Source organism: Hyphomicrobium sp. DMF-1 (assembly GCF_027886585.1).
Lineage (GTDB): Bacteria > Pseudomonadota > Alphaproteobacteria > Rhizobiales > Hyphomicrobiaceae > Hyphomicrobium_C > Hyphomicrobium_C zavarzinii.
The window spans coordinates 4,297,309-4,311,479 of the sequence record NZ_CP115706.1 but is presented as its reverse complement, the minus strand read 5'-3'; the positions used below and the strand labels follow the sequence as shown (position 1 = coordinate 4,311,479).

Annotated in this window: 10 protein-coding genes; 8 read left to right on the top strand and 2 right to left on the bottom strand. The window is 66.8% G+C overall.

Annotated features, from left to right (window positions below):
* Positions 1-12 precede the first annotated feature (12 nt).
* Together PE058_RS19785 and PE058_RS19780 are read left to right on the top strand one after the other, a co-directional pair.
* Entirely contained in the window at positions 13-1,812 is a 1,800-nt protein-coding gene (locus PE058_RS19785; RefSeq protein ID WP_020084908.1) for a type I secretion system permease/ATPase, read from the top strand.
* A gap of 11 nt (positions 1,813-1,823) precedes the next feature.
* The gene (locus tag PE058_RS19780) at positions 1,824-3,185 is read left to right on the top strand and encodes an HlyD family type I secretion periplasmic adaptor subunit (protein ID WP_020084909.1); all 1,362 of its coding nucleotides are present in this window, start codon (positions 1,824-1,826) and stop codon (positions 3,183-3,185) included.
* Between the two features lie 479 nt (positions 3,186-3,664).
* Here PE058_RS19780 and PE058_RS19775 read toward each other — a convergent pair whose 3' ends face one another.
* Positions 3,665-5,110, bottom strand: a complete 1,446-nt coding sequence (locus tag PE058_RS19775; RefSeq protein WP_271029229.1) for an FAD-binding oxidoreductase — start codon at positions 5,108-5,110, stop codon at positions 3,665-3,667.
* Between PE058_RS19775 and PE058_RS19770 the strand changes: the two genes are divergently transcribed.
* A complete protein-coding gene (locus tag PE058_RS19770) occupies positions 5,109-5,663 on the top strand; it encodes a hypothetical protein (protein WP_271029228.1) in 555 nt (184 codons plus the stop codon). The two genes, PE058_RS19775 and PE058_RS19770, sit on opposite strands and share 2 nt — an antisense overlap.
* Positions 5,664-6,146: 483 nt before the next feature.
* Here PE058_RS19770 and PE058_RS19765 read toward each other — a convergent pair whose 3' ends face one another.
* Positions 6,147-7,115, bottom strand: coding sequence for an L-threonylcarbamoyladenylate synthase (locus PE058_RS19765; RefSeq protein ID WP_271029227.1), 969 nt, complete (start codon positions 7,113-7,115; stop codon positions 6,147-6,149).
* Between the two features lie 105 nt (positions 7,116-7,220).
* On the opposite strand from PE058_RS19765, the gene PE058_RS19760 reads away from it, so the two are divergent.
* The 5 genes from PE058_RS19760 to dxs all read left to right on the top strand — a co-directional run bounded on the left by PE058_RS19760 (position 7,221) and on the right by dxs (position 14,159).
* On the top strand, positions 7,221-8,996 hold the full coding sequence (locus PE058_RS19760) for an acyl-CoA dehydrogenase (RefSeq protein ID WP_020084912.1): 1,776 nt from the start codon (positions 7,221-7,223) through the stop codon (positions 8,994-8,996).
* Between the two features lie 49 nt (positions 8,997-9,045).
* Positions 9,046-10,563, top strand: coding sequence for a hypothetical protein (locus tag PE058_RS19755; RefSeq protein ID WP_020084913.1), 1,518 nt, complete (start codon positions 9,046-9,048; stop codon positions 10,561-10,563).
* Positions 10,564-10,658: 95 nt separating this feature from the next.
* Positions 10,659-11,609: a histone deacetylase family protein gene (locus tag PE058_RS19750; RefSeq protein WP_271029226.1), complete on the top strand. Its 951-nt coding sequence runs from the start codon at positions 10,659-10,661 to the stop codon at positions 11,607-11,609.
* A gap of 88 nt (positions 11,610-11,697) precedes the next feature.
* A complete protein-coding gene (locus tag PE058_RS19745) occupies positions 11,698-11,958 on the top strand; it encodes an exodeoxyribonuclease VII small subunit (protein ID WP_020084915.1) in 261 nt (86 codons plus the stop codon).
* A gap of 284 nt (positions 11,959-12,242) precedes the next feature.
* The gene (gene dxs, locus PE058_RS19740) at positions 12,243-14,159 is read left to right on the top strand and encodes a 1-deoxy-D-xylulose-5-phosphate synthase (RefSeq protein ID WP_271029225.1); all 1,917 of its coding nucleotides are present in this window, start codon (positions 12,243-12,245) and stop codon (positions 14,157-14,159) included.
* Positions 14,160-14,171 lie beyond the last annotated feature (12 nt).

The following is a 14,171-nucleotide window of genomic DNA, read 5'->3' as shown; positions in this document are numbered from 1 at the left end:
CGAGGAGCACCCGTGTCCACATCCAGCGTCAAATCAGCGATTGGCAGATCGCGCTCCGCATTTATCGGCGTCGGCGTCTTTTCCGGCATCATCAACGTGCTGGTGCTCACTGGCTCGCTGTACATGCTGCAGGTCTACGACCGCGTTCTGCCGTCGCGAAGCGTGCCCACGCTGATCGGTATCACCATCCTGCTGGTGGTGCTCTATGCCGCATTCGGCGCGTTGGATTTCGCCCGCATTCGAACCTTGAGCCGCATCGGCCTCGGCATCGACCGCCAGCTTCGTGCGCGCGTCATGGAAGCCGTGCTGGTTGTCCCAATTCGTGCCAAGCAGGGCGCTGACGCGCTCCAGCCCGTGCGCGACCTCGATCAGATCCGCTCGTTCCTGTCCGGCCTCGGGCCGACGGCGTTCTTCGATATGCCGTGGATGCCCGTTTACATCGGCCTCATCTATTTCCTGCATCCCGTGCTCGGCATGTTCGCCATCGGCTCCGCACTCCTTCTGGTGACGCTGACGCTTCTGACGGAAATGAAGACGAGGGCGCCCGCCCGGGAAGCCACCAAGAGCAGCTCGCAGCGTCATGCCTTCAGCGAGGCGGCCCGCCGCAACGCGGAGGTGATCCAGGCCATGGGCCTCGGCAATCGCGTGGTCGCGCGCTGGGAAAAATTGAACGAGCGCTATCTCGGCGATCAGCTCAGCATGAGCGACGCGGCGAGCGGCATCGGCACCATGTCGAAGGTTCTGCGCCTTCTTCTGCAATCCGGCATCCTGGGTCTCGGCGCCTATCTCGCGATCAAAGGAGAGCTTTCGGCTGGATCTCTGATCGCGGGCTCCATCATTCTTTCGCGCGCCCTCGCGCCCATCGAGATCGCCATCGCCAACTGGAAGGGTTTCGTGGGTATGCGCCAGAGCATCCAGCGCCTGGATACGCTGCTTGCGAAGCTTCCCGCGCAGGAGATCTCCATGGCGCTGCCGCGCCCCACGCGCATGCTCGCCGTGAAGGATCTCTCCGTCGCGCCCCCGGGCGAGGCGATGCCCACCATCTCCGCGGTTTCCTTCGCGCTCGAGGCTGGCGACGGCCTCGGCGTCATCGGTCCCAGTGCGGCCGGAAAGTCGACGTTGATCCGCGCTCTCGTCGGCGCATGGCAGCCACTGCCGCGCGGCGGCAGCGTGCGCCTCGACGGCGCGACGCTCGACCAGTGGACCCCCGAGGCGCTCGGCCGCGATATCGGCTATCTGCCGCAGGATATCGAGCTGTTCGACGGCACGGTGGCCGAGAACATCGCGCGTCTCGATCCCGACGCGCCGAGCGAGGCCATCATCGAGGCTGCGAAGCTCGCGGGCATCCACGAGATGATCGTGCACCTGCCGGATGGCTATCAGACGCGCATCGGCGATGGCGGAACGAAGCTGTCTGCAGGTCAGCGTCAGCGTGTGGGCCTGGCCCGTGCGCTCTACGGCAATCCGTTCCTGGTCGTGCTCGACGAGCCGAATTCGAACCTCGATCAGCAGGGCGATCTCGCTCTCACCACGGCAATCCGCTCGGTGCGTGACCGTGGCGGCATCGTCGTCGTCGTTGCCCATCGCCCGTCGGCACTGGCCGGCCTCGACAAGGTTCTCGCAATGAACAGAGGACAGGTCCAGGCCTTCGGTCCGCGCGATGAGGTTCTGAAATCCGTGCTGCAGGCCGTGCCCGCCCCGGCGCCTGCCCAGCAGCCGTCCGCCCCCGTCGGCCCGTCCATCGCCGCCACGCTGGCGCGCGCCCTGCCGCCGGGCATCAAGATGGTGGCAGACGGCGCGGTAGCGGGCTGAGGAGAAGCATCATGCAGTTGAAGCTCGAAGGACCCATGCGCCCGGCCGCACCGGCCTCGCCGTTCAAGGAGGTGCGCGCTTACATCGTGTTCGGCATCGCCGTCGTCGTCACGCTTCTGGGAGGGCTCGGCGTGTGGGCAGCCACCATCGACCTCGCGGGCGCTGTGCTTGCGGCGGGCAACGTGGTGGTCGACAGCAGCGTCAAGAAAGTCCAGCACCCGACGGGCGGCGTCGTGGGCGCCATCGAGGTCACGGAAGGCCAGCATGTCGAAGCGGGCGATCTGCTCGTCCGCCTCGACGAGACGGTCACCCGCGCCAACCTTCAGATGGTGGTGAAGCAACTCGACGAGATCGCCGTTCGCCAGGCCCGCTTGAGGGCCGAGCAGGACAATCGCACCGGGATCGAATACCCGGCGGACATCCTCGCGCGCCGCAATGAGCCGGTGCTCGCCGAGATCATGGCGAGCGAGACCGCGCTCTTTGATAATCGCCGCGCCGCGCGCGAGGGCTTGAAGTCGCAGCTTCGTGAGCGCATCGCGCAGCTTCGCGAGGAGATCGACGGCCTCATCGCCCAGCAGACCTCGCGCCGCCAGGAGCACGACTTCGCCAAGGCTGAGCTAGAAGGCCTCGAAAAGCTCGAAGGCAAGAACCTCGTCAGCACGCCGCGCATCACCGCCGCGCGCCGCAGCGTCGCCCAGCTCGAAGGCGATATCGCCCAGGTCGCGGCCGCCACCGCCCAGGCGAAAGGAAAGATCTCGGAGATCGAGCTGCAGATTCTCCAGCTCGATCAGGATTTGAAAACGGAGGTCGGCAAGGAGCTTCGTGATCAGCAGGGCCGCGAGGCCGAGCTGTCGGAGCGGCGCGTCGCGGCCGAGGACCAGTTGAAGCGCATCGAGATCCGCGCGCCCCAGAGCGGAACCGTGCATCAGCTTTCGGTGCACACCGTCGGCGGCGTCATCACGCCGAGCGAGCCGGTGATGCTCATCGTGCCGAACGCGGACCGCCTCGTGATCGACGCCAAGGTCGCTCCCCAGGACATCGACCAGGTCAAGGTGGGTCAGCTGGCGCACGTGCGCTTCCCCGCCTTCAACCAGCGCACCACGCCGGACATGACGGCGACTGTGACGCGCGTCTCGGCCGATCTCATGATGGACCAGTCGCGCCCCTCCAACGGTGCAGCGCCCGCGGATGGCATTCCCTACTACAGCATTCGTTTGGCGTTGACGGAGGACGCGCAGGCAAAGCTCGGCGAGCTGAAGCTCATTCCCGGCATGCCGGCAGAGATCCACATCACCACGGGTGAGCGCACGGCTCTGACCTACTTCACGAAGCCGCTCTCCGACCAGTTCGCCCGCGCCTTCCGCGAGCGGTAGACCGCTGGCTCTCTCTCTCTTGGGCAGGGAACTGCGAGCGGAAACGATCGCGCGGTTCCCCCTTCGCACACCCTAACCGCCCTCATCGCGGAGCGATGCTTCGCATCGGCCGGCGGTCATCCAGAGCCACTCGTTTCAGCGGTGAGTGCGCGCCTCCTGGATGGCCGGGTCAAGCCCGTCCATGGATGGCGGGCGACAGGCCTCGGCTGAAACGCGTCCTGCGCGAGACGTCTCTGGACCCCGATCTTCATCGGGGTGACGTTGGAGATGTGGAAACCGCCTGCACTCTAGGTATCGTCACCCTGCCCTGCATCGTCATCCCGGCGGAGGCCGGGATCCAGACACGTTGCAGTGTCGTGCAAGAACGGCATATCTCGGCGCCCTGGCGGAGCGGGGCTTCACACCGACGGCTGGGATCAAGCTATCTCTCCGCAACGACGGCTGGGATCAAGCCATCTCTCCGCAACGACGGCTGACCGCTAGCGGCTGAGAAGCTTGCCGGGATTGAGGATGCCCTTTGGATCGAGCGCGTCCTTGATGCGCCGCATCAGCTCGATCTCGACCGGGCTCTTCACGCGCTGAAGCTCGTCCACCTTGAGCCGGCCAATGCCGTGCTCGGCCGAGATCGATCCGCCGAGCGAGACGACGACGTCGTGCACGGCGCGCGCCATGGTATCCCAGAGGGCGAGGAAGTCGGCTTTCGCCATCTCGCGTGGCTGCGAGATGTTGTAATGCACGTTGCCGTCGCCGAAGTGCCCGAACGGAACGGGCCTTGCGCCAGGGCACACCCGCTCGACCACGTGGGCGGCCTTCCGCAGGAACTCGGGAACGCGAGCCACGGGCACCGAGATGTCGTGTTTGATGGAACCGCCTTCGCCTTTCTGCGCTTCCGACGCCGCTTCCCGGAGCCGCCATAGCTCAGCCGCCTGCTGCAACGACGCCGCCACGGCTGCATCGCTCGCAAGGCCCGCAGTGATCGCGTCCCCCAGGATGCCGTCGAGCGCGGCGGAGGCCCGCCCCTCTGACGCGCCGGAGATCTCGATCAGCACATACCAGGGCGATCTCTCTGCCAGGGGAACGCGCGTACCCGGAATGTGCCGGATCACGAAGTCGAGCAGCTCTTGCGGCATGAACTCGAAGGCGGTGAGCGCTCCGCCCGCCTGCTCCTCCGCGAGCTGGAAGAAGGGAAGCAGCGCGTCGAGGCTCGGCAGCGCGGCGAAGGCCGTCGCCCGTTCGCGCGGCTCGGGAAAGAGCTTGAGCGTTGCGGCTGTGATGACGCCGAGCGTGCCTTCCGAGCCGACGAACAGGTCGCGCAGGTCGTAGCCGGTGTTGTCCTTCTTGAGCGCTTTGAGACCATCCCACACGCTGCCGTCCGCCAGCACCACTTCGAGGCCGGACACCAGCGACCGCGCCGTACCGTAGGAGAGCACGGCCACGCCGCCCGCGTTGGTGGCGAGATTGCCGCCGATGGTGGCGGTGCCTTCCGAGGCGAGGCTCAGCGGAAACAGGCGCCCCGCCTGTCGCGCCGCCTCCTGCACCTCGTGCAGCGTCACGCCCGCTTCCACCGTTAACGATGTTGCAGCCGGATCGATGCTTCGGATGCGGTTCAACCGCTTGAGCGAGAGCACGATTTCGGTGCCGGCTTCGGCCGGGATCTGCCCGCCGACGAGCCCGGTGTTTCCGCCCTGTGCAACCACGCCCACCCCTTCCGCGTTGGCGAGAGCGAGCACGCGGGAGACCTCGTCGGTCGTCGCGGGCTTCACGACAAGGGGCGTGCGCCCCACATAGAGATCGCGCCATTCGACAAGGTACGGCGCTTGCTCTGCTGGCGCCGTAATCGCGTGATCGGCGCCGACGATCGCCGCAAAACGGGCGACGAGATCGGCGTCAGGCGCCTTCGCGGAACGATCGGAGGACGACGTCATGGATAAGCCGCTGGCAATGAAGAAGGGCCGCGAGCGGGCCTCGCGTCCGGTTGCAGTCGAGAAGGCAATATCAGGCTTTCGCCGTCTAAGGCAAAAATCCGGCTCGGCGGCTGCCTTTGTGGCTGTCTTGGGCCTGATGATGGCCGCCGTCGTTCTGGCGCTCCCGGGCACGGCCCTGTCGCGATCGAGCGCAGGAGGAGGCACTGGGATGCACAGCCCGGTGCCCCACGCCACGCATCCCGCCGGTGCCGCGATTACGCGCCCCGCCGCTCCGAGCGCGACTGTCGCGCCTGCACTTAAAGCGACACCAGGCCCGGCCGCTGTCACGCCGCCCATTAGTCCCGGGGCGCGCACGGCGCCTGGCGGACGAGAAACCACGCCGCCCGCGGCGACGGCGACTGCCCCCACACAGCAGAACCCCGCCTATTCCGATTTTTCCTGTCGCGCGGCCTGCGGCGAGCAGTGCCAGCGCGTCACCTGCCCGGACCTCGATGTGTCGGAATGCCTGGCGGTCCGCCAGAAGTGCCGGCTCTCGTGTGAGTCGGGCTGTTGAGCCGGAATCCGATTTCAACGGTGAGTGAAGACGTTTAGAGTACGAAGAATGGCCAACGATCTTCCGTTCCAGGCGCCTTCGCCATGAAAGCCAGAGCAGCGTTTTTTGCATGTCTCGCGGCGCTCGCCGTTGCGGCTCTGGCCGTCCAGAGTTTCGAAAGCATGACAGGCACAGCCGAAGCCGCGCCCAACCGGACGCGCCCTGGCAGCACGCTCGACCCAGGCTTCCGGGCGGTTCCGCCTCCGCGGGTGTTGCCGGCACCGAAAGTGCCGCGTGTGACGCCCGTGCCTAATCCCGCGCTCGTGCCGCGGTTCGGCCCCGGCCCTGGCATCACGCGTCCAAACACCTACGGCCCCAATTGCCGTTCGAGCTGCGGCTCACGGTGTCAGATGATCTCGTGCGCGGGGCTCAACGTGTCGCAATGCCTCTCCGTGCGCCAGCAATGCCGCACGTCGTGCTCGTCGCGATGCATTTGATCGGTGCCTAGGCGCCGCTTCTCGGAGCCGCCGCCCGGCGCAGACGGTCGTTGATCGCTTCGCCGAGCCCGTGCTCCGGGACCGGCATCACGGCGATGGTGGCCGCTCCCGTCCGGTCGAGCGCGCGAAGCGCCGCGAACAATCCTGCCGCCGCCTCGATCAGATCGCCCCGCGCCGAGAGATTGATCACCGGCCCCGCCGTCTCCGGAACGGGCGCGCCGAAAGCCAGCAGAGCTTCTCCCGGCCGCACGTCGCTCGCGTTGAGGCGGATCGCGGCGTTTGGCGCATAGTGGCTCGCGAGCTGGCCGGGTGACGTGGGATGTGCGTCGTCGCTCTCCGGGCCGTCCGAGAGAGGCGCGCCGAGCACCGCCTCGATCGCCTCGCGCGGAACCGCGCCCGGCCGCAGAAGCACCACGCCGTCCGGCTTACTCGCATCCAGCACGGTGCTTTCGAGGCCGTGCTCGGTCGCTCCGCCGTCGAGGATCATGGCGACGCGGGCGCCGAGGTCTTCGTCCACATGCTGGGCGCGGGTCGGGCTCACGCGTCCGCTACGGTTCGCGGAGGGAGCCGCCAGCGGTCGTTGTGATGCCGCCAGCAAGGCCTGCGTAATGGGATGTGAAGGAACGCGGATCGCCACTGTGTCGAGCCCCGCCGTGACGAGGTCTGAGAGGCCTGAACTCGCGCGCCGCGTGACCACCAGCGTCAGAGGCCCGGGCCAGAACGCCTCTGCCAGCCTGCGCGCGGAGGGCGGAAAAACTGCGAGCTGTTCAGCCCGCGCGAGATCGGGAACGTGTACGATCAGCGGATTGAAATGCGGCCGCCCCTTGGCCGCAAAGATGCCAGCGACGGCCTGCCCGTTTGTCGCATCCGCGCCAAGCCCATAGACGGTCTCCGTCGGGAACGCCACGAGTGCGCCGTCCCGAAGCAGGCGGCCAGCCTCGTCGATTGCCGTTTGATCCGCCGTGCGCACTGCCATTGTTCGGGACCTGATTCGTGCTCCGTTGCGCTCGGACGGCTTCCGCCCGATGATCGAGGCGGGCGGGAAACGCTGATTCGCCGGGCGCCGGGAAAGGGAGAAGCAATGAGCTACGAGGCTCCAGTAGACGACATCCTGTTCGCGCTCAAGACGGCAGCAGATTTTTCGGGCGAGATGGATAAGGGCGGCTCGCACGGGCTCGACGAGGACACGTTGCGCGCCATCCTTGAGGAAGCCGGCAAGTTCGCTGGCGAGCAACTCGCCCCCTTGAACAAGGCTGGAGATCGCACGCCCTCCCGATGGGCCAACGGCCATGTCGTCACCCCGATGGGCTGGAAAGAGGCCTACGGCGCATTTCGCGAGGCGGGCTGGAGCGCGCTCCCCTGCCCGGAGCAGTACGGCGGCCAGGCCCTGCCGGAGACGGTTGCGATGGCGGTCTGCGAGATGTGGAACGCGGCGAACCTGTCGTTCGGGCTCTGTCCTCTCCTCACCCAAGGCGCCATCGATGCGCTGCACGCCGGCGGATCGGACAAGCTCAAGAAGGATTATCTTCCGCGCATGGTGAGCGGCGAATGGACCGGCACCATGAATCTCACCGAACCGCACGCGGGCTCGGATCTCTCCGTCATTACCACGCGTGCCGAGCGTCATGAGGATGGCACCTATCGCATCTTCGGCACCAAGATCTTCATCACCTACGGCGATCACGATCTCACGGAGAACATCATCCATCTCGTGCTGGCGCGCCTGCCGGACGCACCCTCGGGCACGCGCGGCATTTCACTGTTCCTGGTGCCCAAGCGCCTCGTCAATGCGGATGGCTCTCTGGGTGCCGAGAACGACGTCGTCTGCGCCGGGCTCGAGCACAAGCTCGGCATCCACGGCAGCCCGACCGCCGTCATGAAGTTCGGCGAGAAGGGCGGCGCCATCGGTTATCTGGTGGGCCAGGAGAACCGCGGCCTCAACACCATGTTCATCATGATGAATGCTGCGCGCCTCGCCGTCGGCATTCAGGGCGTCGCCGTTGCAGAGCGCGCGACCCAGCATGCCGTGAGCTACGCCAAGGAGCGCCGCCAGGGCCGCACCGCCACGTCCGCCGGCATGGTTGCCATCGCCGAGCATCCGGACGTGCGCCGTAACCTGCTCACCATGAAGGCGTTGACGCGCGCCGCCCGCGCCATCTGCTACGCCACGGCCGCCGACATCGATCGCGCACGTCACGCCGCCACCGAAGCGGATCGCCGGGCGGCGTCCGATCGCGCGGCCCTTCTGACGCCCGTGGCAAAGGCCTTCTCCACCGACATAGGCTGCGAGGTGGCTTCCATCGGCGTGCAGGTCCACGGCGGTATGGGTTTCATCGAGGAGACAGGCGCCGCGCAATACTACCGGGACGCCCGCATCCTTCCGATCTACGAGGGAACCAACGGCATTCAGGCGATCGACCTCGTGACGCGCAAGCTTCCGCTCGCGGGCGGCAATCTCATCAAGCAGGTGATCGCTGAGTTCGAGGCGACGGCGCGCCAGCTGAAGACGCTCAACCGGCTGGAGATCGGCCGCATGGGCCAGCGCCTTTCGTCCACCGTCGTCGCGTTTGCCGAAGCCACCGCCTGGATGCTCGAAGCCATCGAGCACAGCCCCAATCTCGCGCTCGCGGGAGCAACGCCTTATCTACGGCTGTTCGGGCTTGCGGCAGGCGGCCATTATCTGGCCAAGGGCGCGCTGGCTGGCCTGGAGGTGGGTGGCCCCCACGCCATGGAGTCCGTTGCGCTCGCCCGCTTCTTCGCCGAAAACATTTCGGTGGCCGGCCCTGGTCTCGCCTCCGTGGTGACGTCTGGTGGCCATTCGGTCATCGGGGCGATTCCGGAGTCCGAGCTCGCATGAAGGCACCTGCGGGCTGAGAGAGGGACGCGCGCGAAGTCGGAGGAAGGTGATGCGGCTCATTCGCTTCGCTGCAAGCGCGCTCGTGCTCGCCGCTGCCGCGACGCTTCTCCCCGACGCTTCGGGCGCGGGCTGGCTCTCTCGTCTGGCACGGGAAGCAGCCGAGACCGGCGGAGGCGTGACTGCCAAGACCGGCAAGCTCGGCCTCGGCGCTCTCGACAATGCAGCGGCCCACGTCGCAGGCTTGCCGCGCCTGTCGCAAGGGGCTGCGCTTGCGGCTCACGTCACGCCGGAGGGTCACTGGAAGTTCGCCAGCCGCGAAGGCACCGTTTTCACCGCCGCGACGCCGGATGAGATGGCACGCGTCGCCACGACGCTTGCCCCCGAAATCGCGACGGGCGGAAAGCTCTCGCTCTACCTCAGCGAGGAGACCGTCTTCTCTGGGCGCTCGTTCCTGAAGGACCTGCCGAAGGACGCGGACCTTCACATCGTGTCCGGAAAGGAGGCCTACCGCCTGCGCCGCACGGGCAGCGGGGCGGGGGATCTCGCCGCCGAATTCCGCTCGAACATAATCGTCGGGCTGGATGATCGCGTGCTCTTCGAGGAGACCATCTACAGGCTGAGCCGCCCGCTCAATCGCTCGAACATACGTGCGCTCGCGCTCGAGCCCGGGGGGCCGCGCAGGCTGTCGTCGGTGCCCCGCTATGATCCCGCCACCAAGGCCGCCCTCGTCGATCAGGTCGATCCCTCGTCTCTCTCGGATGCGTTGGCCACGCTCAAGGGACAGACCGCCCTTGTCTCCGGCCGCATCGAAGGCAACGTGCTGACCTTCCGGCCGTCGAGCGGCCCCGAGCAGACGCTCGACATCACCCAGCTCGTCAAAGCCGCCGAAAGCGCCGACGTCAATCTCGTGCTTTTGCAGACCAGCGCCACGCATCAGCCGGGCGGGCGCAATTGGTTCTGGCAGAAGGTCGAGGTCGCCGGTCTCGACGACGCGTTGAAGCGCGCCACGTTTGCCGACTTCCTGAGCGCGCTGGGAGGAGCCGGCAGCGAGCTGGCGGTCAAGGCGGCCACAGGCTCGCAGGGCCGCGTGGTGTTTTCCGCCGTCCCGGTACCCACCGCGACAACGCCGATCACCGGCACGCTCGGCGAGTGGATCGGCGAGGTGACCGGCCACGTCGCCGTTAGGGCGGCCGAGGTTTATGCTCGGGACGAGGCTCGGGAGCGCGAGCTCGACGCCCGCCTCATCCCCGGCATTCCATCCACCGCTCAGTTCGTCTACCTGGGCTCGCTCGTCTTCGGCGTCCTGGCGTTCCAGGTGTCGAGATCTTGGTGGGGGCGCCTCTGGCCTGCCGAGCAGCGGGCGGACTATGCGGGGAAATTCGGATATTGGGCAGCACGCCTGACCCGCCTGCTCGCGTTCGTCGTGCTGTTCCTGCCGCTGGTTGGCATCCCGGCCTTTGTCTGGCTTTGTCTGCTCCAGCTCTGGGCCGTGCTGACCGCCCCCGTCCGCGGCCTGAGATGGCTCCGCGCCCGCTTCGGCAAGGAGCGCCCCGGCCTCAGAGTCTGATCCCGGTAACCGTGTTAGCGCTGGCCAGTCGCCACGGCTCCGCTATCATGGAACTCAATTAAAGAAACTCGGGAAACGCCAAGGCTGACCTCACTATGGCAACACTGCTGCTGACCCACCCTGCCTTCGTGGAGCACGACACGGGGCCGGGACATCCGGAGCGCGCCGATCGTATGCGCGCCATCGACAAGGTGCTGGCGCACGAGAGCTACAACGCCTTGATGCGGGCGGAGGCGCCTCTGCGTCTCGATGTCCAGGACGAGATCCTGCGCGTTCACCCCTCGGATCATCTGGTCCGCATGAAAGGCACCTCCGAGATTGTGAAAAAGCGGGATGCCGCCCTCCACATCGACGGCGATACCGTGATGTCGCGCGGCACCTACGAAGCAGCCCTCCGCGCGGTCGGCGCCGGTCTCGAGGCCGTGGACGAGGTGATGAGCGGCCGCGTGGCGAACGCGTTCTGCCAGGTGCGCCCGCCCGGGCATCACGCCGAGAAGGACCGGGCCATGGGCTTCTGTCTGTTCTCGAACATTGCCATCGCCGCCCACTACACCCGCGCCCGCCACGGCGCAGAGCGGGTCGCCGTCGTGGATTTCGACGTTCATCACGGCAACGGCACGCAGGACGTCTTCTGGTCCGACAAGGACCTGTTCTACGGCTCCACCCACCAGATGCCGCTGTTCCCCGGCACGGGCGAGCTGTCGGAGACGGGCGTCGGCAACATCTGGAATGCGCCCCTGCGCGAGGGCGATGGGGGTGAGACCTTCCGCGACGCATTCACCTCCCGCATCCTGGGTCCACTCCACAACTTCGGGCCGGACCTGATCCTCATCTCTGCCGGGTTCGATGCCCACAAGCGCGACCCGCTCGGCGGCCTGCGTTTGGTCGAGGCCGACTTCATGTGGGCGACGGAAGCTCTCGGAAAGGTGGCCGAAACCCATTGCAAGGGCCGCATCGTCTCGATGCTGGAGGGTGGCTACGATCTCGAAGCGCTCGCCAAGTCGGTGGCCGTGCATGTGCGCACGCTCATGGATCTCGGAAGCTAAAGAATTGATGCGGCTAAAGAAATCATTGCGTGCGTGCGGGCGTTCGAGGCTCTAAATTCGGGCCGGAGAATCAAAGGGCTCGCTCGGAATGACAAAGACGCCGAACAAGAATCACGCCGACATCAAGGAGCTGAGCTTCGAGCGCGCTCTGAAGGAGCTGGAGACGATCGTCAGCCGGCTGGAGCGCGGTGATGTCGAGCTTGAAGAGAGCATCACCATCTACGAGCGGGGCGAGGCGCTGCGCGAGCACTGCGACCGCCTGTTGAAGCAGGCGGAGGCCCGCGTGGAGAAGCTCACCGTGGGTTCCGATGGCGCGCCGCGCGGCACGGAGCCTCTCGACCCGGAGTGACGCCGGAGCCTGGCGCAAATCGCAATCGCGCCGCGCTGTCCGGTTGCCAGGTGCGGACCGAGCAACTGCCGGAAAAAGAAAGAGGGATGCCCGGGTGGTGCCCCTCCGAACCCCGGTGGACGCCAGTCCGCGCTTTTGCACACATCTGACGCAGCGGGAGCGGGAGGAATGCCCGCCCTCGGCCCTTCATCCGCCGTACATTCGGCGCTATGGTGCCCCGAAACGCGAGGCTGGAGTGTCAAGGCTGCGGCCACTTGGGCGAAACGCCCCATATCGTTGAAGGAATGTGTCCCGCCGTGAGCAAGACCCCGCTCCTCGATACCATCAAGACGCCGGAGGATCTTCGCAAGCACCCCGAGTCTGACCTTCGTCAGATTGCCGATGAGCTGCGCCAGGAGACCATCGAGGCGGTCTCGGTCACGGGCGGGCATCTCGGCGCGGGCCTCGGCGTCGTCGAGCTGACGGTCGCTCTCCATTGGGTGTTCGAAACGCCCCAGGACCGGCTGATCTGGGACGTCGGCCACCAGTCCTATCCGCACAAGATCCTCACCGGGCGGCGCGATCGCATCCGCACGCTCCGCCAGGGCGGTGGCCTTTCGGGCTTCACCAAGCGCGGCGAGAGCGAGTATGACCCGTTCGGCGCGGCCCACTCGTCCACGTCGATCTCGGCTGGCCTCGGCATGGCCGTCGCGCGCGATCTGAACGGCGGCACCAACAACGTCATCTGCGTGATCGGCGACGGCGCCATGAGCGCCGGCATGGCCTACGAGGCGATCAACAACGCGGGCGCCCGCGACGAGCGCCTGATCGTCATCCTGAACGACAACGACATGTCGATCGCGCCGCCCACTGGCGCCTTCTCGTCCTATCTCGCCCGCGTCACATCCAGCGGCACTTATCTGCAACTCCGCGATTTCGCCAAGCAGCTCGCCAAGCGCCTTCCGAAAAGCTGGGAGCGCCGCGCCGCCCGCATGGAGGAGTACACCCGCCACCTCTGGCAGGGCGGAATGTGGTTTGAGGAGCTGGGCTTCTATTACGTCGGCCCCATCGACGGGCACGATCTCAACCACCTGCTCCCCGTGCTCAAGAACGTGCGCGACACCAAGCAGGGGCCGGTGCTCGTCCACGTCGTCACCAAGAAAGGCAAGGGCTACGCCCCGGCTGAAGCCTCCGACGACAAGTATCACGGCGTCGCCCGCTTCAACGTCGTCACCGGCGCGCAGGTGAAGCCCAAGCAGAACGCGCCCACCTTCACGCGCGTCTTTGCCGACAGCCTCATCACCGAGGCCCGCAAGGACAAGCGCGTCGTTGCCATCACGGCTGCCATGCCGGACGGCACCGGCCTCGATCTTTTCGGCAAGGAGTTTCCGGATCGCACCTTCGACGTAGGCATCGCCGAGCAGCACGCGGTCACATTTGCGGCCGGTCTCGCAACCGAAGGCCTTAAGCCATTCTGCGCCATCTACTCCACGTTCCTGCAGCGCGCTTATGACCAGGTTGTGCACGACGTCGCTATCCAGCGCCTGCCCGTCCGCTTCGCCATCGATCGCGCAGGCCTCGTCGGCGCCGATGGGCCGACGCACGCAGGCTCGTTCGATCTCGCGTTCCTGGGTTGCCTGCCCGACATGGTGATCATGGCCGCGGCCGACGAGGCCGAGCTGACGCACATGGTCGCCACGGCCGCCACAATCGACGATCGCCCCTGCGCGTTCCGCTATCCGCGCGGCGAGGGCATGGGAGTCGAGCGCCCCGAGGAGGGCATTCCCTTCGAGATCGGCAAGGGCCGCATCCTGCGGGAAGGCACCAGCGTCGCCATCCTGTCGCTCGGCGCGCGTCTCGGCGAAGCGCTGAAGGCAGCCGACCAGCTCGGAGCCATGGGGCTTTCCACAACGGTCGCGGACGCGCGCTTTATGAAGCCGCTCGATCGCGATCTCGTCGCGCGCTTGGCCAAGGAGCATGAGGTTCTGGTGATGATCGAGGAGGGCTCGATCGGCGGGTTCGGCAGCCACGTGCTGCAATACCTCGCCGAAGCGGGATTGCTCGATCGCGGCCTCAAGGTGCGCTCGATGGTGCTGCCCGACGTCTTCATCGATCACGACGCGCCGGCCCGCATGTACGAGCGCGCGGGCCTCGCCGCGCCCGACATCGTGAAGACCGCGCTTTCGGCGCTGGGCCGCGACGCCCTGGCGAGCCGCGCCTAGAGGGAACGGGGT